Genomic DNA, 22480 nt, shown 5'->3' with positions numbered 1-22480 from the left:
AAGGAGGTCGAATTGATGGGAGCTGATTTCATATACGCCACAGCGTGCATCAGGGCAGAAGAATGCAAACTGCTCAACGGCGAGAAGCTGCGGGCGATGACAGAATCCAAAAATATCGACGATATATGCAAGGTCCTGCAGGACGCTGGTTACGGTACTGAGAGCAATCCTCTTACACCAGGGAACTACGCTCAGGTCCTCAAGGACGCCGAAGCGGAGATCTTCCGGAACGTGAAGACGCTGAGCAAGGAGGATCCAGTATTCAACATTTTCTCCTACCCTTCCGATTACCACAACATCAAGGTGCTCCTGAAGGCGGAGTCACTCGGTATCAACAGGAACGACATCCTGCTGAGCAACGGCACCATCGCGCCTGAGGACATGGTCAGGGCGGTGACCGAGAGAGACAAGATGGACCTCACGGAGTACATGGGCATGGCTCTGGACGAGGCATCGGAGACCCACGCCAGGACGAAGGACCCGCAGATCATCGACTTTATCTGTGACAAGTACAGCTTCATGGACATCTGCCGCATCGCGGACGAGTCCGGAAACGACTATGTTCAGAAATACGTGAGGCTGCTCATAGATACCACGAATCTGAAGACCTTTGCCAGAGTAAAGAAGATCGGACACCCGTGGTCATATTACGAGAACGTCTTCGTTCCCGGAGGAAACGTGGATCTGCAGACCTTCATCGGAGCGTATGAAGAGGACTACAAACAGTCCGCACCTCGCTTCGAGGCCTACGACATCTACAGGGCTGTAAGCGAAGGCGGAGAGGAGATCGACACCAAGGGAAGCTTCACCCTCCTGGAGAAGCTCTGTGATGATGTTCTCATGGAGCAGGTGAAGGAGGCGAAGGGGATAACCTTCGGTCTGGAGCCCCTGGTGGCATTTCTCATAGCAAGGCAGATGGAGATCAAGTGCATCAGGATACTGATGACCGGAAAGCTGGCGGGCATGGACCCGGAGGTCATCAGAGAAAGGATGAGAGAGACTTATGAATAAGATCGGGATCATCGGCGACGCCGATAGTGTTCTGGGGTTCAAGGTCTTCGGCATGGAAGCATTTGCCTGTGAAACTGGAGAAGAAGCCGCAGAGACACTGCACAGGATCGTCAAGGAAGATTACGGAATCATCTACATAACAGAGAGGTTCTACAGAGAATTAGGAAAAGATATCGCGAAATACGAGGAACTGCGGATACCTGCTATCGTACCTGTACCGGGAATAGACGGCAGCTATGGCATGGGTCTCAGCAATGTCAAGAGAGCCGTTGAAAAAGCGGTAGGAGCCGACATTCTGTTCAGCGATAAATAATGGAGGCAAGGAAATATGGAACAAGGTAAAATCGTAAAGGTAGCCGGACCTCTTGTAGTTGCCTCTGGAATGGGCAGCGCCAACATGTACGACGTGGTCAAGGTAGGTAAACTGGGACTTACCGGAGAGATCATCGAGATGCGTGAGGGCAATGCGTCTATCCAGGTATACGAGGAAACTGCAGGTCTGATGCCGGGAGATCCGGTGGTGACCACGGGGGTTCCGCTTTCTGTTGAACTCGGACCAGGACTTATCGAGACCATTTACGATGGTATTCAGAGACCGCTGGTCTCCCTGATGGACAAGTTCGGCACTAACATCACGAGAGGTGTGAGCGAGCCTGCCCTGAACAGAGAGAAAAAGTGGCCTTTTGAGGCGACGGCCAAGGTCGGCGACGAGGTGGCCGCCGGAGACGTCCTGGGAACTGTCCAGGAGACCATCGCCGTTGTGGACAAGATCATGGTGCCTTATGGACTGAAGGGGACCATCAAGTCCATCCAGTCCGGATCTTACACCGTGACCGAGACGGTGGCGGTCATCACAAAGGAGAACGGAGAGGACGTAGAGGTCCAGATGCTCCAGAGGTGGCCTGTAAGAAAAGAGAGACCTTACAAGGAGAAGCTTCCGCCTGATGAACCGCTGATCACAGGTCAGCGAGTGATCGACACGATGTTCCCTATCGCAAAGGGAGGCTGTGCCGCAGTACCTGGACCTTTCGGATCAGGAAAGACGGTAGTTCAGCACCAGCTGGCTAAGTGGGCCGAGGCTGACATCGTAGTCTACATCGGCTGCGGCGAGCGTGGAAACGAGATGACCGAGGTACTGATGGAGTTCCCTGAGCTGGTCGACCCTAAGACAGGCGAGTCCCTGATGAAGAGGACTGTGCTCATCGCCAACACATCAGACATGCCGGTAGCCGCCCGTGAGGCTTCCGTATACACAGGTATCACTATCGCCGAGTACTTCAGAGACATGGGTTACTCAGTAGCCCTCATGGCCGACTCCACATCCAGATGGGCAGAGGCCCTCCGTGAGATGTCCGGCCGTCTGGAGGAGATGCCTGGTGAGGAAGGATACCCTGCATACCTGGCATCCAGACTTTCCCAGTTCTACGAGAGAGCAGGAAAGGTCATCTGCCTGGGCGCCGATCAGAGAGAGGGATCGCTTTCCGCCATTGGAGCCGTATCCCCTCCAGGAGGAGATATTTCAGAGCCTGTATCCCAGGCGACACTCAGAATCGTAAAGGTGTTCTGGGGACTGGACGCTTCTCTGGCTCACGCGAGACATTTCCCTGCCATCAACTGGCTGAAGAGCTATTCGCTTTACTCTTCGAGACTGGACAAGTGGTTTGCAGAGCACGTTGACAAGGAGTTTCCTGTTCACAGAGCAGAGGCCCTCCACATGCTCCAGGAGGAGGCTGAACTCAACGAGATCGTTCAGCTGGTAGGTGTCGACGGACTGTCCAAGACAGACAGGCTGAAGCTGGAGACATGCCAGATGATCCGTGAGGACTATCTGCACCAGAACGCTTTCCACGAGATAGACACTTACTCCTCCACCAACAAGCAGTTCAAGATGCTCGACATGATCCTCAGATACTACAAGGAGTCAGTAAGAGGAGTTGAAGGCGGAGTAGAGTTCAGCAAGCTGGCAGCCCTTCCTATCAGAGAGGAAATCGGACGTTTCAAATACCTGACTGAGGATAAGGTGGACGAGAACTACGACAGCATCGTAGGAAGAATGGAATCCACTATCAACGATCTGATCAAGGAGGCAGGTGAAGCAGAATGATAAGAGAATATAAAACCATATCGGAGGTAGCCGGCCCTCTTATGCTCGTGAAGGGCGTAGAGAACGTAGGCTACGATGAGCTGGGCGAGATCGAGCTGGCGAGCGGCGAGATCAGACACTGCCGTGTCCTGGAGCTGAACGGCACAGATGCGCTGGTACAGCTCTTTGAGGACTCTGCAGGCCTGAACCTGGAGCAGTCCAAGGTGAGGTTCCTGGGTCACGGCATCGAGCTGGGCGTGTCCATGGACATGCTCGGCCGTGTATTCGACGGAATGGGCAACCCTATCGACGACGGCCCTGACATCATCCCGGACAAGATGATGGACATCAACGGCCTGCCTATGAACCCTGCCGCAAGAGAGTACCCGTCTGAGTTCATTCAGACAGGAGTATCCGCCATCGACGGACTGAACACTCTGGTAAGAGGTCAGAAGCTGCCTATCTTCTCCGAGGCCGGACTGCCTCACGCCGAGCTGGCCGCACAGATCGCAAGACAGGCCAAGGTACTGGGTTCCGATTCCAACTTCGCCGTTGTTTTCGCAGCCGTAGGTATCACATACGAGGAAGCGGAATTCTTCGTATCCGACTTCAGAAGGACAGGATCCATCGACAGGACAGTAATGTTCATGAACCTGGCCAACGACCCTGCGGTAGAGCGTATCGCCACGCCGCGTATGGCACTGACCGCAGCCGAGTATCTGGCTTTTGAGAAGCATATGCACGTACTGGTCATCATCACTGATATCACCAACTACGCCGAGTCCCTCCGTGAGGTATCCGCCGCACGTAAAGAGGTACCTGGCCGTCGTGGATATCCTGGATACCTGTACACCGACCTGGCTACCATGTACGAGAGAGCAGGAAAGAAGAAGGGCGTAGAAGGATCCATCACCATGATCCCGATCCTCACCATGCCTGAGGGAGACATAACTCACCCGATCCCTGACCTGACGGGATACATCACCGAGGGCCAGATCATTCTTTCCAGCGACCTGAACCGTAAGGGCATCACGCCGCCTATCGACGTACTTCCTTCTCTTTCCCGTCTGAAGGATAAGGGTATCGGAGAAGGCAAGACCCGTAAGGATCACGCAGACGTGCTGAACCAGCTCTTCGCTATCTATGCAAGAGGTAAGGAGGCCAAGGAACTGATGGCCATCCTGGGCGAGGCCGCACTGTCCGACACGGACAAGCTGTATGCAAGGTTCGCCGACGAGTTCGAGGAGAGGTACGTATCCCAGGGCTTCAACACCGACAGATCCATAGAGGAGACTCTGGAGATCGGCTGGGAGCTCCTGAGAGAGATGCCTCGTTCCGAGCTGAAGCGTGTAAGAGATGCATATCTGGACGAGTTTTACGATCCGGAAGGCAAGAAGGAAGAGAAGTAATAACCGCACAGAGAAAGGGATGATCCTATGGCTAGAATGAATGTAAATCCTACCCGTATGGTCCTGTCCACCCTCAAAGATCAGCTGAGAGTCGCCATCAAGGGGCACAAGCTCCTGAAGGACAAGAGAGACGAGATGATGAAGATCTTTCTTGACCTGGCCAGAGAGATCCAGAAGCTGAGGGAAGAAGTGGATCCCCAGCTGAAGGATGTCTACGGAAGCTTTTCGGTGGCTCGTGCGGTGATGACGCCGGAGATGCTGGAGGAAGCGCTGATGTATCCTAAGCAGAGCGTGAACCTCATAGCGTCCACCAAGAACGTCATGAGCGTCGAGGTCCCGGAGTTCGACTTCGAGATGAACTCCACCGACCAGTCTGATGTATATCCTTACGGATTTGCCACCACCTCGGGAGAGCTGGACAAATCCATAGAGAAGCTGACCGAGCTTTTTCCTAAGCTGCTCAAGCTTGCGGCCATGGAAAAAGAGGCCATGCTCCTGGCGGACGAGATCGAGAAGACCCGCCGTCGTGTAAACGCCCTCGAGTACGTGAAGATCCCTGACTACCAGGAGACCATCAAGTACATCAAGATGAAGCTCGACGAGGACGAGCGTGGAAACCAGACAAGGCTCATGAAGGTCAAGGACATGATGCTGAAGGAAGAGATCGAGGCCAGAAGGGCAAAAGACGAGGAGGTCCTCAAGGACTTCGCAGGATAGGCCGTAACCTCTGTGGAACCGCATTGGGACCGCATGGGGGAGGCAAAAATGCAATAATGGCAAAGGCAGGGTGTCACGTGTTTTCACGTGGCACCCTGTTTTAGTGTGCGCCCGTCGGGAAGTACAAAACCATAGAACGCCGCATTAGCGTTGAAGATGCTGTGATTTTGGCTATAAGAAAAAACATTGTCCTGATAATGAAAAGCGTGTGAATAATTGTCTGAACCGGCGTATAATGTAGTTTCAGATAATGGCAAAAAAAATCAAAACTCAGAATTCTTGCGGCAATGAAAGACCAGGAAAGAGGATCGTATGAGAGCAGAAGAGAGAAAAGTCAGTACGGTGCGAAGGATATTCGTCATGGTGCTGGCGCTGCTGATGAGTATCGGCATGATGGCGCCGGGGATGTTTTCCTATGCGGCTTCCGGAAACCATACCATAACTTTTCAGCTGTACAGGGCGGACGGAAAAACAAAGGTCAAAGATGTGACTTTTGAGATCAAGGACGGGGCTCACTACGGGTACAAGCTGTCCCAGGACGAGCTGGCGGACGGTGTTTCCGTGAGGTCCACTTATTATGACGCCTCGGAAAAGCAGGACTACGACCTTGTGGATGTATCGGCTCCGAAGGACGCTGTGGCAAATGGAGACGTGACCTTCAAGTACGTTCAGCACAGCGAGAAGGTGACGTACACGGTATATTGCACGGATGAGAACAAGAACGTGCTCAAAAAAGTAAGCGCCCGCATCTCCACAGAGGACGGGGGCACTGTTGACGTACCTGAGGAGATAAAGTCCGGGTCGGCAACTTACAAATGTCCGGTGAGCGGCTCCGGCGCAGGTGACGGAAATATCGCATATCCGGTGAAATACAAGAAGGGCAACGGCTCTGTTTCCACATCTGAGACCCTTGTTTACACGAAGTCCGGAAACAATGGCAGCAAGGACAGCTATCAGGTAAAGGTGAAATACGAAGACGAGTCCGGTAACGTGCTCCAGACCAATACCTTCACAGTGAACGGACAGCCGGTGACCTACTATGCGCCGGATGTTTTCAAGGTCACCGTGAACGGCAAAGATTCATACTACACTCTCACATCCCGCAGCAACACCATCACCCACAAGGTGGGAGACGCAACGAGAGAATACACTTTTTCCTATAAAAAAGCAGGCTCCGGATCAGGCTCCTACACCTGGTACATCCTGCAATACGACTCGGCCACCAACAAGTGCATCGGCGTGGTGAGAAAGAACATCTCGGAGGGAGGCACAGAGACCTTCGATCCTTCAACTGAGAACAAGATAGACGGATATACCGTAAACAAGAAGTTTTCCGGCAAGATCACCCACAAGTGGGGTGACGGCCAGCAGAAGACCTACGTTTACTACGATCCGGAAGGATACAGCAATTCTACGGACCTGCCGGACAGGCAGGTGACGATCCAGTACGTGGACATCGCCACGGGGAACGTCATAGGCACTGACACCGTCGCCGCAAAAGCCGGCAGTGACACGGAGATCGCTTTTCCAGACTCCATGGACAAGGACGGGAAGCACTATCTCAGAGTGGACGGGCAGCAGGCCTCACTGGAGCACAGCTACTTTTCCCCGAGGACCTCGTATTCCGTGTACTACAGGGACGAGGCGAACACTGAATTCAGACACGTGACCGTCGAGGAGATCATCACCGAGGTGATCACCGTTAAGAACGGCAACACCAGATATCAGGTGCTTCCGGACATCATAAGATACGTGGCCAGGAACACCGCCACGGGCAGCACAAGGGTGTTGAGGACGCAGACCTCGAACGGAGCAGCCGTGAACAGCAGCAGCTCGGCAGGCACCTCCGTTGACGGCGTTCAGAAGGACAACATCAAGACGCCAGAGGGCAACATCGACCTGAACAAGAAAGACACCAGCCTCATGGACCGCATAAACCAGCCTCTGGTATGGTGCGTGGCCATCGCAGCTGTGGCGGCTGCCCTGATCGTTCTGGCCATGAGAAGAAGGAGAGGGGGAAGCGCAGATGAAAAATAACATGAAGAAGATACTGGCGCTCCTCTGCTGCGCGGCCATGGTGATAACCAGCGGAGTTTTCACCACTGCTTCAAATCTGAAGGCGTCGAACGACTCGCAGACATATCAGACTTCAGGGGAGGCGGCATCCTCATCCGCTGCATCGGAAGATAACAGCTCATCTGCATCCGCCTCAGAAGCTCAGAAGCAGACAGCATCCGGAGGAGCTGCACAGAGCGCAGGAAGCGCACAGAGCGCCCAGAACGGGCAGAATGCGCAGACATCTCAGGCGACCCAGGAGGCAGATCTGAGCACAGCCGAGAAGACAGAGTACCAGTGGACGTCCGAGGACGGCAGCCTTAGAGTGACTGCCACCCTAAGCGATCCGGCGGCAGTGCCTGACGACGCAGAACTCACGGTGACTCCTGTAGTATCAGGCTCCGGCGACTACGATTACAAGGCCTACATGAAGGCGTTGAACAAGAGCAGATCCGCCGGCGACGACACATGGACACCGTCGAACACACTGCTGTACGATTTTGCTTTTCTTGGAAAAGCAAGTGACGGAAGCACGGTGGAGTACGAGCCTGCGAAGGGTTCCGTAAAGCTCTCCGTGGAATTCCTGGACGACCAGCTCTCCGGAGACCTTGAAGCTGATTCAAAAAAGGACATCGAGATCCGCCACCTGGCGCTGAGTAGCGACGTTCTTTCCCAGAACAACGGCGTCACGAAGGGCGCAGACATAAGCGCAAAGGACGTTACCGTGGAAAACGTCAGCGATGCCACAGTGAAGCTGGGGAGCGGCGAGAAGGCCGATTTCTCCACCGACAGTTTTTCCGTATTCGCCTTCAAGAACGGCCAGCAGAAGAACTACTGGGACGGCACCACTGACTATACCTACAATCAGGTCCTGAGGATGATCAACAAGGAGGACGACACCACCAACTACGCCGTCTACGCCAACGAGATGATCAACCACGAGCACCTGGAGGGCAACATCAAGGTGGGCGTGCTGAGGGCCACGAGCCCGAGCGCCGACCTGAACCAGGACAGCAGGACCCTGGAGAACAACGCGGTCACGAAGATCAGCGTCACCAAGACTCTGAACAAGGCGTTGGCAAAAGACAGGACCTTCAAGTTTGCCACATACGAGGAAGGCAGTACCACAGAGCCTCTGGACACCTTTGAGATAACGGTGCCTGCGGGAAAGACGAAGGCTTCCGTGACCCTGACGTCGGACAACGCGAAGAATACTCTGCAAAAAGTGAAGAAGAAGGACGTGGCAGTCTACGAGCTGAGCGACGGATCGCCTGTCAAGGATGGGGACAAGGCAGGAGATTTCAGAGTCTCCTACGAGTACAATCACATCCGTTCGATAGAGAATAAATCGAACTATTCCAACTATATCGGGACCCTGATCCAGGACACCCAGGGCAAGCTGATCATGAACTATTTCGATAACGAGGGCAGAGGTTACATGACCTATATCGAAAACTTCAGCGATCCTGCCTGGACCGGAAGCAACAACGGAGACAAGAACAACAACAGAGATCTGACCTTTACTTCGGATGGACACAAGGTGGTCGTGGAGAACTACCGGAACCGCGACGGCGAGATGAAGTACATCCAGAAAGGTGATGGTATCACTGCAAAGGTCAGTGGCAATCTTGAGTACCTGAAGGGGGTTTCAGCCCAGCTGGCAAACGCCAGGAACGGCGCGAAGGAGGGAGAGGGCTCCCTCAGCGTGATCAACCTGAGATCCACCACCGGACAGCTCGAGAACGACCTGAACGACGGTGCCGAGTTCAACTGGGTCCAGAACGGCACTGGCATCAAGAACACTCTGAACGAGAATGGATTCCTTCTCATCAACATAGATGCCACCGGTTATGACACTTACTATTTGCAGCAGTTGAATATTGATGGCAGCGGTGCGGATGGCAACTACGAGGAACTTGGCAGGCACATCATCTACAACATCGTCCAGAAGGACGGGGACAGCTACGTGCCTTACACCGGCACGGTAAAGATCCAGAACGTGGCAGCCGGTACGATCCTGGCTCCTGCAGCCACCTATATCAACGAAGGCGGCCTGAGGGGCGAGGTCATCGCCAACAAGGTGGACCGCAGCAACGGAACTGAGATCCACAAGGACTCCCTGACCACTCAGAGGACAGCCAGGGTCATCGTCAACAACTCGAAGGAAGAGAAGGGCAAGTCATCCGCTTCCGTGGCCTTTACCGGTGAGAAGAAGCTGGAGGGCAGAGACCTGAAGTCCGGAGAATTCAAGTTCGACCTCAAGGACGAAAGCGGCAACGTAGTGGAGACCGTCTCCAACGACGGGAAGGGCGGCATCAGCTTCAGCAAGCTTAACTTCGACAAGCCTGGCGAGTATCACTATACCATCTCGGAGGAGGCCGGGAGCGAGGCAGGAGTCGCATACGACTCAAAGGTCTACAACGTGACAGTCACTGTAAAGGAAGACGGTACCGAGAGCCTTGTAGCGAATGTATCAGGCCTGGACAAGAACGGCAAGGCCAGCTTCACCAACAGGTTCTCCAGGGCTGCGGCTGTCATCAGCGGCAGCAAGAGCCTGAGCGGAGGAAAGCTGAAGGCCGGAGATTACAGGTTCCAGCTGAGAAAAGACTCTCCGAAGGGCGAGATCATCGACACGGCCGCAAACGACGGCAGTGGAGAATTCTACTTTTCCAAGCTCACATACGACAAGGAAGGTACTTACACCTACTACATCACCGAGGAGCACGGAGGCCAGACCCTGAACGACGTGGCCTACGACGGGCACAGTGAGAAGGTGACAGTGGATGTCACAAAGGATCAGGACACCAACGCCCTGAACGCGGCCGTCACCTACGACAACGGCGGGGACGGCGCGGCATTCACCAACACCGCAGCCGGACAGCTCCAGGTGAAAAAGATATGGAACGACAGCAACGACCGGAGCGGGCTGAGGCCTGACAGGATCGCAGTCCAGCTCCACAAGGGAGACAAGGTGGTCCAGAGCGCGGTGCTCTCCAGTGACAACGGCTGGGAATATGTTTTCACCGGTCTCGACGCTGACACAAGCGGGTACACCGTTACGGAGAAGGCAATCGGAGACACGAGCCTCGAGGATCTGGGCTACACAGGCCAGATCGTTTACGGAACAGGGGACGGCGGCATGAGGACGGCCACCATCACCAACTCCCTGGAAAAGAGCGTGGACATCTCCGCTAAGAAGATCCTCAAGGGCGCAGTGCTCCAGGACGGAGAGTTCGTGTTCAAGCTCACTGGCAACAGCGATTCCAGCATCCTCCAGTACGGAGTATGTGACGAGAACGGCAACATCCGCTTCCAGAACGTGAAGTACGACAGCGCCGGGTACACCGTCACCGAGGTCATCCCGGACGACGGCTCCAGGGACAGCAAGATCGCATACGACGATGGAAGCATAACATACGACAGCCAGGGCAGGATCACCAGCGAGAAGAAGAGCTTCGTGAACACGTACAAGCCTATGGTGCTGCGTATCCAGAAGACCTCCAGAGAAGAGCCTCACGACCCTCTGCAGGGTGCGATCTACGGGCTGTATCAGGTGGTTGACGGCGGAAACGACATCCTCGTCCAGACATCCACGTCGGACAAGAACGGCTACATGTACTTCGATAAGGTGCAGGAGGGCGTGACATACTACTTCAAGGAGATCTCCGCACCGGCGGGGCACGAGGTGGATCCTTATCCGGGCGTCAAGTTCCAGATCAAGTATCAGGACGGAGTTCCTGTAATGGTGGACGAGAGCGGCAACGCCATCGGTTCCGCGGACGTGACGAAGCCGGACAGCAGCTTCGACTACGTTCAGGACAAGGAAAAGGTCTCTCTCGACAGCATCAAGGCCGAAAAGGGCGAGACAAGATATGAGGCGAAGTCTTCGGACGGAACCGTTGAGGCCGTCGGGATCACATCCAAGGATGCATTCGTTGACGCAAGCGGCAAGGTGATAAAGCCTTCCATGACCGTGAAGAAGGTGGAGCCTGGAGATGCCGTTAAGGCTAACCTCAAGGCATCGATCGGCGACTACAAGGATGTGGCGTTCTATGACATCACATTCAGAGACTCGGCCGGAAACGAAGTTGAGCCGGCAACGTCGGTGAACGTGACGATCCAGCCGAAGGCGGGCGTTGACACCAACGGCGCCGCTTCAAAAGACCTGAAGATCGTGCACCTTCTCAACGATTCGGCCACGGCTGTGGCTCCGGTGACGGGGACCATATCCGTGAGTGGCGGCAAGCTGACTCAGATGAGCGTGAACTCGGCTTCCTTCTCCACATTCGGAGTTGTAGACCTGGCCGGGAACAGCACCTTCAGCGGAAACTACGTGATCTCCGCATCGGATACGAACGTGAACGACGCGGTCACTAAGCTGGAGATAGCCAAGATCGACTCCTCCGGAAAATATCTGCCGGGAGCTAAGATGGAGATCCGCGAGGCGGAGACCGGCAAGGTCGTTGCAAGCTGGACGAGCGGAAAAGAGGCTGAACCGTTTGCACGCTGGCTCGACAAGGGCGAATCTCTGAACGTGGGCACGTACTATGTGCTCCACGAGGCATCCGCACCTGAAGGGTACCAGCTGGCAGACGACATCGTCTTCGCCATCGGCCAGTACGACAGCGGCATCACCGTCTACAAGACCGGCACGGACGGAGGTTTCGTGGAGGACAAGGACACCACAGAGAAGCTGGCAAACACCCACACCTTGAAGATGATGGATATCTCGATCACCAAGGTCACCAGAAAGGAGACCCGCAAGGTCGTAGAGCAGCCGGATTCCGTGAAGGTCCAGAAGGTCATCGTGAAGACCGGCGACAACAGCGTCCTGATGATCTGGGCCGCGCTGCTGGTAACGGCAGGAGTAGGCCTTCTTACCATAATGCTCACAGAGCACCGCAGGAAAAACAAGTTAGGCCACAGGCAGTAGCCAGGCCTTCCATAAGGTAAGGAAAAGAGACGCACCATCGTGGCTGCGTCTCTTTTTGCGCTCGAACCGCATTAAAATACAGGAAAATGGAAAAACAATTTCTTTGACTCCACCAACTATGGCTACTATACTCTAATTAAGAAATGTTGGATTTACAACGAAATTGCTTAGGTAGACAGCCAGAGGTGGGGAGATGAGGAAAATGACGAGAGAGGAATTGTACAAGGGTCTGACCAGGTGCAGGATCATGGACCGGCTCGCGGAAGATGAGATCGCCCGCCTGGACGAGATCGCGAGGTTGAGGTTCCAGGAGTTCAAGAAGGGGGAATTCATTTATTCCGAGGGAGACAAGGTCACCGAGATCGCGATCCTGATCGACGGCAGCGTTTCAATAACAAAGGATGACCTCGACGGACGGAGGAGCGTTATAGCCGTGGTCGAGCCCGGGGAGATCTTCGCGGAGACCTTCGTGGCGGCCGAGTACGACAGTATTCCAGTGAATGCCATGTGTGAGAAGGACTCACAGCTAGCCTTTATATCATACAAGAGCCTCATGTCCTTCGAGACGCCTGACCTGCCCGAGGGAAAGGACAGCCAGATCCTCGCCCGGTACCGCAGCGACGACAGCATCCGCGGAAGGATCCTCGACAATCTGATGAAGGTGCTGGTGCGCAAGAACCTGATCCAGAACAGGAAACTCCAGCTCATCTCCCGCCGGACCACCCGGGAAAAGCTCATGGCCTATCTGCGTATGGAGGCGGAGCGCGCCGGATCGAACAGCTTCGACATCTCCCTGGACCGCCAGGGACTGGCGGACTTCCTGTGCGTTGACCGCAGCGCCATGTCCTCGGAGCTCGGTCACATGAGAGACGAGGGGATGATAGAGTTCAGGAAAAACCACTTCGTGATCCTGTGAACGCAGCGGCCGCCCCGGGCGGAGGAAAGTTGATGCTCCAGAGCGGCGTGAAAAATACGAAATAACTGAATACAAAATAAAAAAACATGGCATCTGTACTTTCGCGATCTCAACGAATTGAGAAAAACGAAGGATACAGCTGCCCTGTTTTTTCTAAAGCATATGCAATTTATTCCGAAACCGAAATGCAGTTATCTCCCCAGCGGCGCCAGATCCACTCCCTCGATCTCCCCGAGGCAGTCCGCGAGCAGAGCGGCGGCCTTTTCCACGCCACCTTCCTGCTCCGACTCGATGTTCACCGGCAGCACCGGATCGTGGAGAGACTTCCTGGCAAGGAACCAGCCGTTGGTTCCGTCCAGTGAGTAATTCACACGGATGCCCTCGAAATTCGGCTCCACCAGAGTCAGGCAGTCGTTTTCACGAACCAGAGACTCGACTGCGGCGAGGATCTCGTCGGCCTTTTCCTGGAAATCCGGATCCACGATGTCCAGCCTGAACTCCCGTGCTTCCGCAGGAGTCTTCAGACTTGAGATGAGGGACCGGATGTCCTCGCGACCATCGGACTCCTTCTTGATCTTCGCTGCGGCGACTATGATGTTCACCGCCAGGAAGGCGCCGTCATCCATGAAGTAATTGTCGGAGAAGGCGCAGTGGCCGGAGGTCTCTATGGCGAGGAAGGCGTCCTCACCTGCCTGGCGAAGCTCCTGGGCCTTGTTGATCACGTTGCGGTAGCCGCGCTTGTAGCGGAGGTGCCTGAGGCCGAGGTCATTCTCAAGGAAGACACGCAGCTCATCGGATGTGATGCTGTCGGTGACCACGGTCCCGCCCGGATGATCGTCGGCAGCAAGGGCGGCGGCCAGAGCGATTATGTGGTTCCGGCTTATCGGCTCACCATGTCCGTCCACGGCGGAGATCCGGTCCACGTCAGTGTCGAATATGATACCCAGATTGGCGCCGGAATCCTTTACGGCCTTGCAGATGCTTTCCATGGCCTCAGGGTTCTCCGGGTTCGGGATGTGATTCGGAAAATGCCCGTCCGGCTCCAGGAACTGGCTCCCCGAGATGTCGGCACCGAGAGGGGCCAGGACGTCCGTGGCGAAGAAGCCGCCGGAGCCGTTGCCCGCGTCGATGACGATGTGCATCCCCGAGAGATCACTGCGGAGTCCTCCTGCGATCATCTGTCTGAGAGTTGCGGAATACATGTCCATGAGCTGGACTTTTTCGGTCTCATATGGAAAATCCGGAGACATGTTTATCTTGGAGGCCATCTTGAGGATGGAAGTCACGTCCTCCTTGTTCAGCCCGCCTTCCGCCGTGAAGAACTTGAAACCGTTCCTGTTGAAAGGCAGGTGGCTCGCCGTCACCATGACTGCGGCGTCGAACTCGTAGTATTCCATGACCGTGGACATGAACATCGCCGGGGTGGACGCCAGTCCCGCATCGGCAGACTGAGCACCGTAATATGCGATTCCCTTCAGCAGTCCGTCCACCAGGTCCTCCCCGGAGAGCCTCGGATCCCTGCCCACGCAGATCTTCAGATTCAGCGGATTCTTGTTAAGCTTGTATGTCAGCCAGTTGGCGAAGGACGCCCCGATCTTCATGGCGTCCAGCGGAGTCAGGTCTACTTCTTCCCCCTCGACTCCCGGGAGCGCCACTCCGCGTATATCGCTGCCGTTCTGCAGCTCCATAAAACGATTCTTTTTCATAGTACTTCTCCTGTTCCGGGTCATGCCTTCCGGGCCATGCCCTGCTCCGAATATGATAACCCAAGGCGGGCCGCATTGCCATAGCTTCGGCGGGCGTGTTATAATCGAGCGCATTGAATGAAGGCGAAAGGCGTTAAATATGAAAAAAAGAAAGAAGGGCGGCGCCAGGGATGCGGCCTACAAGGTCATCATCGTGGCACTCGTGGGTATAATCGCGGTGAGCGGATACAAGGTGGCCACGGGACTGTGGGGCTACTACTCGGACCGCCAGGATTATAAGAAAGTAGAAAAGACAGCAAAGGTGGATCCGGACCAGTTCACGGGAGTCATAGATTTCGATGCCCTGCATGACATAGACCCGAACGTGGCGGGATGGCTGTATTCCAAGGACACCATCATCAATTACCCGGTGGCCAAGGGAGCGGACAACGACTACTACCTCCACCACAACATCTATGGAGAGGCAGCGGGAGCGGGGACCCTTTTCATAGACTGCAACAACCAGGACGACCTGGGCGATTTCAACACCATCATCTACGGACACCATATGAAAGACGGCAGCATGTTCGGGTCCCTACAGAGCTACAAGGAACAGGACTACTACGACCAGCACAGCCAGCTTGAGTACGTGACACCGACGGGCAAGTACCACCTGCAGGTCATCTCCTTTTACACCACTCCGGCGGTGAGCGACACCTACAAGACCTCGTTCGCAGACGACCAGGCGAAGCAGGATTTCCTGGACATGACCGTCTCCAAGTCCGAGATAACGCCTAAGTACACGGCGACCATAAGCGACAAGCTGATCACCCTTTCCACCTGCGCCTACGAGTACGATCAGGCCAGATACGTGGCGGTCTGCAAGGCGGTCCCTTGGACGAAAAAGGAGATCGCGAAAGGCGAGAAGCTCCAGAAGCAGATCGACGCACAGAAGTAGGCGCTGAGACCGGGCAGAAGAGAAGACGGGCGCTTTGTGAAGCCTGCCCGAAAGTAGTTTGACGAGACCCGCAGACATTGAAAACACGCAGGTCTGTGGTATAATAACCCCGTTACAGACAGCGGGCGGCCGGGCGAAAACCGCAGGGCGCGCCCCTTCGATGAACTTTGAGAGAAGAACAGACTGAAAACAGACTGAAGAGAACAGACTGAGAGGAAGAATCATGGATCACATCATGAAGATAGCAGGGCTCGAGAGACATCTTCCCCTGTGCAAGGTAACAGACGATCTGTATATCGGAGCCTTCATCATGTTCGGAGACACGGAGATCACCGTGGCGTCGGCAGAGGCCCTTCTGAAAAAGTCACCTGAGTTCGACGTCATCATCACGGCAGAGAGCAAGGGGATTCCTCTGGCATACGAGATGTCCAGGCAGTCGGGAAAGCCTTATATCGTTGCGAGAAAAGGCCCGAAGCTGTACATGCAGGACATCATGACCGTTAACGTCGATTCCATTACGACGGATCACATGCAGACCCTGTGCCTGGGACGTCAGGAGAGGGATATCATGAACGGCAAGCGGATCCTCATCGTAGATGATGTCATCAGCACCGGAGAGTCCCTGAGGGCTCTGGAGCAGCTGGTAGAAGCCACCGGAGGAGTGATAACAGCAAGGGAAGCGGTCCTGGCGGAAGGAGATGCCACCGAGATGGACGGCATAATCTACCTGGAGAAGCTCCCTGTATTCAACCCTGACGGCTCCATCAAGGAACCGGCCGAGGCTGACAACATCGACAACCATCCGGAGATCAAGTAGACCCGGATAAGAGGGGACACCGCCGGCCGGGAAACCGGAGGTAGAGATGGCTGAAACAGCCCCAAAGCACATTAAGAAGGAAAACAGGAAAACTGGCAGAAAGTGGCGGAAGGTCCTTGCCATCATCATCATCGTTTTGGTGGCACTGGGTTTGATCTTCCGTCTCTTCGTGTATGACAAACTGATCTCGAAGGTCTCGGAGGAGGCCGTGAGCCAGGCCCTGGCCAGCCAGGGTTACACCCAGGAGCAGGTTGACAGCGTCCTCTCTCAGATGAGCAGCCGGGACAAGGCCACGGTGGAGAACATCATCAAGAACCACGACGATCCGGCCACGGTAAAGGAGGCTCTCGGATACGCCAGCAGCGGTGACACAGAGGCGCTGGCTCAGCTTGCACAGCAGAAGCTCACCGCAGAAGAGCAGGCACAGCTCGAGGAGATATACGCCAGGTACGGCAGCACACTGGGATAGAGATCATATTCGACGGGGGAAAATGAATTGAACAGCAGGAAATATGAAAACAGCCTGTACAAGGTGGAATACGTGGAGACCATCCGTGAGTTCATAAGGGCTACTGTCAACAGATACCCTGACAGGTGGGCTTACATGTACAAGGACGTTCACGGCGAGCCGTGGAAGCACATAACCTACCAGGATTTTTACCGCAAGATGAACGGTCTTGGCACGTCCCTCCTGAATATGGGACTCAAGGGCGAGAACATGGCCGTAGTTGGAGAGTCCAGCTACAGGTGGGTGCTTTCCTACTTCACCATCGCCTCGGGAGCGGGTGTTGTGGTCCCGATAGACAAGAACCTGGAGGAGGGAGAGATGGTCAACCTCCTGACCAGGGCGGACGTGAAGCTCCTCTTTGCCTCGGCCAAGATGGCGGACAAGATCGGTTCCTTCCTGGATCAGCTCCCCGAGCTGAAGTACCTGGTGATCATGGATTCACCGGTCGATGATGTTGACAAGTATCTCCAGGAAAAGGAAGGGCCTGACGGCGCTCGTCTCAACGCTTTCGGCAGCAAGGCTGAGATACTGCTTCAGTCCGAGCTCATCGAAAAAGGCCGGGAGCGCCTGGCCGCAGGAGACCGGATCTACATGGAGCAGGAGGTGGACCAGGAAGACCTTTCCACGATACTGTTCACATCGGGCACGACGGGACTGGCCAAGGGAGCGATGCTCTCCCACAGGAACCTGACACAGAACGTAGTGAACATGAGCAAGTACTTCCACATACCGGAAGGCGGGAGAGTCCTTTCCGTGCTCCCGATACACCACGCATACGAGTGCACATGCACCATCATGACGTGCTTTTACCAGGGAGCGACGGTGGTCATCTGCGAGGGCCTGAAGCACATACAGACCAACTTCGTGGACGCCGGCTGCTGCATCATGCTGGGAGTGCCTCTGATATTCGAAAACATCTACAGGAAGATCTGGCACCAGGCGGAGAAGAGCGGCAGCTCTGAGCAGCTGAGGAGGGCGATCGCCCTTTCCAAGAGGCTGAACCTCCAGAACAGGCCTTCGGTGACGAAGCGGATGTTCAAGCCGGTACACCAGATCTTCGGCGATAAATTGTACTGCCTCATCGCCGGCGGAGCTGCGATCGACCCTAAGGTGATCATCGAGTTCCAGGCCATGGGTCTGCCGATAATCCAGGGTTACGGAATGACCGAGAACGCTCCGATCATCGCCATGAACACCGACAGGTACAGCAAGGCCAACGCCGCAGGAAAGGTGATGCCGGGCACGGAGGTCAGGGTGATCGACCAGGACGAGACCGGTATCGGAGAGATCATCTGTAAAGGGCCATCGGTGATGATGGGCTACTACAAGGACCCGGAGAACACCGAGAAGACAATAGTGAACGGATGGCTCCAGACTGGAGACTACGGATACATGGACGAGGACGGCTTCGTGTACATCACGGGCCGCAAGAAGAACGTGATCGTGACAAAGGGCGGGAAGAACATCTTCCCTGAAGAAGTGGAGTACTACCTGCTCCTGAACCCGTACATCAACGAGGTCCTGGTTTATGGCAAACCGGAGGAGAGCAAGGGAGACCTGCTCTGCACGGCTATCATCTATCCTGAGATGGCCGCCCTCAAGGAGATCGGGGCTACATCCGACAAGGAGATCGCCAGCATCCTGAGCGCCGCGGTGGAGGAGGCCAACGCCAAGATGCCGCCGTACAAGAGAGTGCGGAGGTTCGAGGTGAGGGACAAGGAGTTCGTGAAGACCACCACACTCAAGATCAAGCGCTTCGAGGAAGCAAATTACGAATACAAGTACGACGACCGTACTTTCAGGTGATGCGCCACGCGGGGCACAACCGTATACGTTTTTTCATCAGCCCGAGAACGAGGAGAGGCGAAATGTGGGATCAACTGACAAATCCGGAAAACCAGTCTTCTGAGTACCTGGCGGTCAAGGCCAGGGAAATGGAGGAGATGGAGCGGTTCATGGAGGAGCTCAACGGGAGCCCGGATCCATGCGTGCTATACAGGTGGAGGGACGCCGTGACGGACATACGGCAGATGCTCCAGAAGAGGGCCACGACGGATGGGGACAGGACTCTTTTCCTCCAGAAGTTCAGGCGGAACGAGCCCTTTAGATCCATCACCTACAGGCAGGTGCTGGAGGACGTGAACGCGCTGGGAACGGCGCTGCTGGGGCTGGGTCTCAAGGACCGCAACATCGGAGTCATCGGCAGGAACTGCTACCAGTGGGCCGAGACCTACCTGGCCGTGGTCGGCGGCGTGGGCGTGATCGTGCCCCTGGACAAGGAGCTCCACGAGGGAGAGCTGCACCAGCTTTCCGGGAAGGGAGACCTGGCCGCCGTCGTCACCGATTCAAAGCATTTCGACGATTTCATCCAGATCAAGGACAGCGGAGACACAGACATACGGTATGTCATAGGGATCGACCTGGCGCCGGAGGACGAAGATCCGGACAAGGGCATCCTCTCCTGGGAAAAGCTCAGGGAGACCGGTCGAAGGATGACGGAGAGCGGCGTCAGGGACTACATCGACGCGGAGGTCTACAACGACAGACTGGCCATCATCCTTTTCACATCCGGCACCACCGGAGTTTCCAAGGGCGTGATGCTCTGCCACAAGAACATCATCACCGACGTCATGATGGCCCAGACATTTATACAGGTGGAAAAGGGAGACATTTTCTTCTCCCTTCTTCCGATCCACCACACCTACGAGTGCACTTGCTCATTCATTGAATCCATCTACTGCACGGGTTCCCTGGCATTCTGTCAGGGGCTCAAGTACATCGTCAGTGATCTGCAGGAGGTGGAGCCTACGCTGCTCCTGGCCGTGCCGCTGGTCTTTGAGAAGATCTATTCGAAGATCATCAGGGAGGTCAGGAAGAAAGGAAAGGAAAAGAGTCTGAAGGCGGTCTTTGCGGTGAGCCGTGTGACCAGAAAGGTCGGCCTCGACCCGTCGAAACTGGTGACGAAGCAGATAAGGGCTACGTTTGGCTCGAAGCTCAGGACCCCGATAGTTGGAGGCGCAGCCGCCGACGTGAAGGTGCTGGACTTCCTCACAGACCTGGGATACAGAGCCGTGCAGGGATACGGACTGACGGAGACCTCGCCTATGGTGACACTGAACCCCGATGCAGGCGGCCACACCAGGAACGAATCCATAGGACATGTTTTTCCAATGGACCAGTGCATGATCTACGAGCCGAACAAAGAGGGCGTCGGAGAGATCTGCTTCAAGGGACCGAACATCATGCTGGGGTACTACAAGGACCCTGATGCCACTGCCGCGGCCATGGTGGACGGCTGGTTCCACACCGGTGACCTCGGGTACATGACCGACGACAACTACGTGTACATAACGGGCAGGAAGAAGAACATGATCCTCACCGCCAACGGGGAGAACGTGTATCCGGAAGAGCTGGAGAACTACCTGCTGAACTCCGATTACATCGAGGAGTGCATGGTCTGGGGAGACGAGGAAGCCGGCACGGTGAACAACAACCGGATCTGCGTGACCCTGAGGACATCTCAGGAGAACGTGGAGGACAAGCTGGGGAAGGACTTCACCGATGAACAGGAATACGTCCTGATCATGGGAGAGGTGGAGGAAGTGAACAAAAAGCTTCCGGCCTTCAAGAAGATAAACAAGGTGATAATAAGGAAGAGGCCTTTTGACGTGACCACCGCCATGAAGATCAGGCGGTTCGTAAAGGACAACAGAAGGGCTTAGTTGCATGGACCTCAGACTGCAGGGCGCAGCCGATGGCCCGAAGAGAGAAGGGAACTCATGGGAGAGATCAGATATCCTGCGGTAGTGATAGACCACAGGAAGGTTAGAGAAAACGTTACCAAGGTGCGGGAACTCTGCGAAGGCCACGGCATCAAAGTTGCAGGGGTCATCAAAGGCGCCAACGGCATCGTCTCCGTGGCCAGGGACTTCACCGACTGCGGGATAGAGTTGCTGGCCTCATCCAGGCTGGAGCAGCTGGCCAGAGTAAAGAACGCAGGCATGCCGGCGAAGCTCCTGATGATCCGCGTGCCGATGCTCTCGGAGGTGGAAGAGCTGGTGAAGATATGCGACGCCAGCCTGAACAGCGAGATGAAGACCCTGGAGGCCCTGAACGAGGCGGCTCTCAGCCAGAACACCAGCCATGGGGTCATCCTCATGGCCGACCTGGGAGACCTGAGAGAAGGGTATTTCGATCACCAGGAACTCAAGGACGCCGCGGTGAAGGTGGAAAAAGAGATGAAGGGCCTCGAGCTCCTGGGCATCGGAACGAACCTGGGGTGCTACGGCTCCGTGATGCCGACGAAGGACAAGATGGACGCCCTTGCCGCCCTGGCGGAGGACGTGGAAGGCCTTATCGGACGCCCTCTGGAGATCGTCTCCGGGGGAGCCACCAGCAGCCTCATGGGAGTCTTCGACGACTACATGCCTGCGAAGGTAAACATGCTCAGGATCGGAGCGGGGATCCTCGTAGGACCGCTGGACGAGACCTGCACCTGCTATGGCTACCACCAGATGGAGATGCTCAACGACGACAGCTTCACCCTGGAGGCCCAGGTCATAGAGGTGAAGCTCAAGGCCTCTCACCCGATCGGGACCCTGGGAGTGGATGCCTTCGGCCACAAGAACACCTATGTGGACAGGGGTATGAGAAAAAGGGCGCTCTGCGCCGTCGGCGGTGCGGACTTCGGCGACCCGGGCGACATCATCCCTCTTGATCCCGGCATCCAGGTAGTCGGCTGCTCGGGAGACCACCTTATCCTGGACGTAGAGGACGCCCCGGCGACACCGGAGGTCGGAGACATTATCAGATTCAAGCCAAGATATACGGCGCTTCTCAGGCTCACTGGGAGCGAAAACGTTCATATCATAGATAAGCAGGAGAATTGAAAGGAGACATAACGCGATGACAGAAGTTGTAGAAATGACGAGAGAGGGCAAGGAACAGCTTGAGGAAGAACTGGATCACCTGGTCTCTGTAACGAGAAAGGAAAACGCTGAAAGGCTCAAGGTCGCCATTTCCTACGGAGACCTTTCCGAGAACGCCGAGTACGACGCCGCCAAGGAAGCTCAGGCCGAGACAGAGCAGAGGATCGCCGAGCTGGAGAACATGCTGAGGACAGCCAAGGTCGTAGGGGACGATGACTTGGCCGACGACGTTGCCGGCATCGGAAGAAAGGTGACTGTTAAGAACATCCTCACGAACGAGGAAGAGGCATATACCATCGTCGGCATCACCGAGGCCGATCCGTTCAGCGGCAAGATCTCCAAGGACTCTCCTGTAGGCTCCAACCTGGACGGCCACAAGGTGGGCGACCTGGTGGAGTTCACCACACCGGGCGGAGACGTTAAGTACGAGGTAATGAAGATAGAGAAGGCATAGGCTTTC

Annotated in this window: 16 protein-coding genes; 15 read left to right on the top strand and 1 reads right to left on the bottom strand. The window is 55.5% G+C overall.

Going from position 1 to position 22480, the window contains the following annotated elements:
- Nucleotides 1-15: 15 nt before the first annotated feature.
- The 8 genes from BQ7382_RS07680 to BQ7382_RS07645 all read left to right on the top strand — a co-directional run bounded on the left by BQ7382_RS07680 (nucleotide 16) and on the right by BQ7382_RS07645 (nucleotide 13124).
- Nucleotides 16-1011: a V-type ATP synthase subunit C gene (locus BQ7382_RS07680; RefSeq protein WP_077391530.1), complete on the top strand. Its 996-nt coding sequence runs from the start codon at nucleotides 16-18 to the stop codon at nucleotides 1009-1011.
- Nucleotides 1004-1324 (top strand): V-type ATP synthase subunit F, encoded by a 321-nt coding sequence (locus BQ7382_RS07675; RefSeq protein WP_077391529.1) that lies wholly within the window; start codon nucleotides 1004-1006, stop codon nucleotides 1322-1324. Before BQ7382_RS07680 ends, BQ7382_RS07675 begins: the two co-directional genes overlap by 8 nt.
- Nucleotides 1325-1339: 15 nt before the next feature.
- Entirely contained in the window at nucleotides 1340-3115 is a 1776-nt protein-coding gene (locus tag BQ7382_RS07670; RefSeq protein ID WP_077391528.1) for a V-type ATP synthase subunit A, read from the top strand.
- Nucleotides 3112-4503: a V-type ATP synthase subunit B gene (locus tag BQ7382_RS07665; RefSeq protein ID WP_077391527.1), complete on the top strand. Its 1392-nt coding sequence runs from the start codon at nucleotides 3112-3114 to the stop codon at nucleotides 4501-4503. Before BQ7382_RS07670 ends, BQ7382_RS07665 begins: the two co-directional genes overlap by 4 nt.
- Before the next feature lie 27 nt (nucleotides 4504-4530).
- Nucleotides 4531-5220 (top strand): V-type ATP synthase subunit D, encoded by a 690-nt coding sequence (locus tag BQ7382_RS07660; protein ID WP_077391526.1) that lies wholly within the window; start codon nucleotides 4531-4533, stop codon nucleotides 5218-5220.
- A 312-nt stretch (nucleotides 5221-5532) separates the two neighbouring features.
- Nucleotides 5533-7257, top strand: coding sequence for a hypothetical protein (locus BQ7382_RS07655; protein ID WP_077391525.1), 1725 nt, complete (start codon nucleotides 5533-5535; stop codon nucleotides 7255-7257).
- On the top strand, nucleotides 7247-12208 hold the full coding sequence (locus tag BQ7382_RS07650) for a Spy0128 family protein (RefSeq protein WP_077391524.1): 4962 nt from the start codon (nucleotides 7247-7249) through the stop codon (nucleotides 12206-12208). The genes BQ7382_RS07655 and BQ7382_RS07650 overlap by 11 nt, the downstream gene beginning before the upstream one ends.
- Before the next feature lie 193 nt (nucleotides 12209-12401).
- Nucleotides 12402-13124, top strand: coding sequence for a Crp/Fnr family transcriptional regulator (locus BQ7382_RS07645; RefSeq protein ID WP_077391523.1), 723 nt, complete (start codon nucleotides 12402-12404; stop codon nucleotides 13122-13124).
- Nucleotides 13125-13315: 191 nt separating this feature from the next.
- Here BQ7382_RS07645 and BQ7382_RS07640 read toward each other — a convergent pair whose 3' ends face one another.
- Entirely contained in the window at nucleotides 13316-14830 is a 1515-nt protein-coding gene (locus BQ7382_RS07640) for a phosphohexomutase domain-containing protein (protein ID WP_077391522.1), read from the bottom strand.
- Between the two features lie 139 nt (nucleotides 14831-14969).
- Here BQ7382_RS07640 and srtB point away from each other — a divergent pair, with 139 nt between their 5' ends.
- The 7 genes from srtB (at nucleotide 14970) to greA (ending at nucleotide 22474) form a co-directional block, all read left to right on the top strand.
- Nucleotides 14970-15767, top strand: a complete 798-nt coding sequence (srtB, locus tag BQ7382_RS07635; protein WP_077391521.1) for a class B sortase — start codon at nucleotides 14970-14972, stop codon at nucleotides 15765-15767.
- A 223-nt stretch (nucleotides 15768-15990) separates the two neighbouring features.
- Nucleotides 15991-16584, top strand: a complete 594-nt coding sequence (locus BQ7382_RS07630; RefSeq protein ID WP_077391520.1) for a phosphoribosyltransferase family protein — start codon at nucleotides 15991-15993, stop codon at nucleotides 16582-16584.
- Nucleotides 16585-16630: 46 nt separating this feature from the next.
- A complete protein-coding gene (locus BQ7382_RS07625; RefSeq protein ID WP_077391519.1) occupies nucleotides 16631-17053 on the top strand; it encodes a hypothetical protein in 423 nt (140 codons plus the stop codon).
- Between the two features lie 27 nt (nucleotides 17054-17080).
- Nucleotides 17081-18898 (top strand): AMP-dependent synthetase/ligase, encoded by a 1818-nt coding sequence (locus BQ7382_RS07620; RefSeq protein ID WP_077391518.1) that lies wholly within the window; start codon nucleotides 17081-17083, stop codon nucleotides 18896-18898.
- A gap of 62 nt (nucleotides 18899-18960) precedes the next feature.
- Nucleotides 18961-20814, top strand: coding sequence for an AMP-dependent synthetase/ligase (locus BQ7382_RS07615; protein WP_159437266.1), 1854 nt, complete (start codon nucleotides 18961-18963; stop codon nucleotides 20812-20814).
- A 57-nt stretch (nucleotides 20815-20871) separates the two neighbouring features.
- Nucleotides 20872-21981 (top strand): alanine racemase, encoded by a 1110-nt coding sequence (locus BQ7382_RS07610; RefSeq protein WP_077391516.1) that lies wholly within the window; start codon nucleotides 20872-20874, stop codon nucleotides 21979-21981.
- Between the two features lie 16 nt (nucleotides 21982-21997).
- Nucleotides 21998-22474: a transcription elongation factor GreA gene (gene greA, locus BQ7382_RS07605; RefSeq protein ID WP_077391515.1), complete on the top strand. Its 477-nt coding sequence runs from the start codon at nucleotides 21998-22000 to the stop codon at nucleotides 22472-22474.
- Nucleotides 22475-22480: the final 6 nt, after the last annotated feature.

Source organism: Mobilibacterium timonense (assembly GCF_900155555.1).
Classification (GTDB): domain Bacteria; phylum Bacillota; class Clostridia; order Peptostreptococcales; family Anaerovoracaceae; genus Allobaileyella; species Allobaileyella timonense.
The sequence above is the reverse complement of the archived record's forward strand: the minus strand, read 5'-3'. Positions and strand labels throughout refer to the sequence as shown.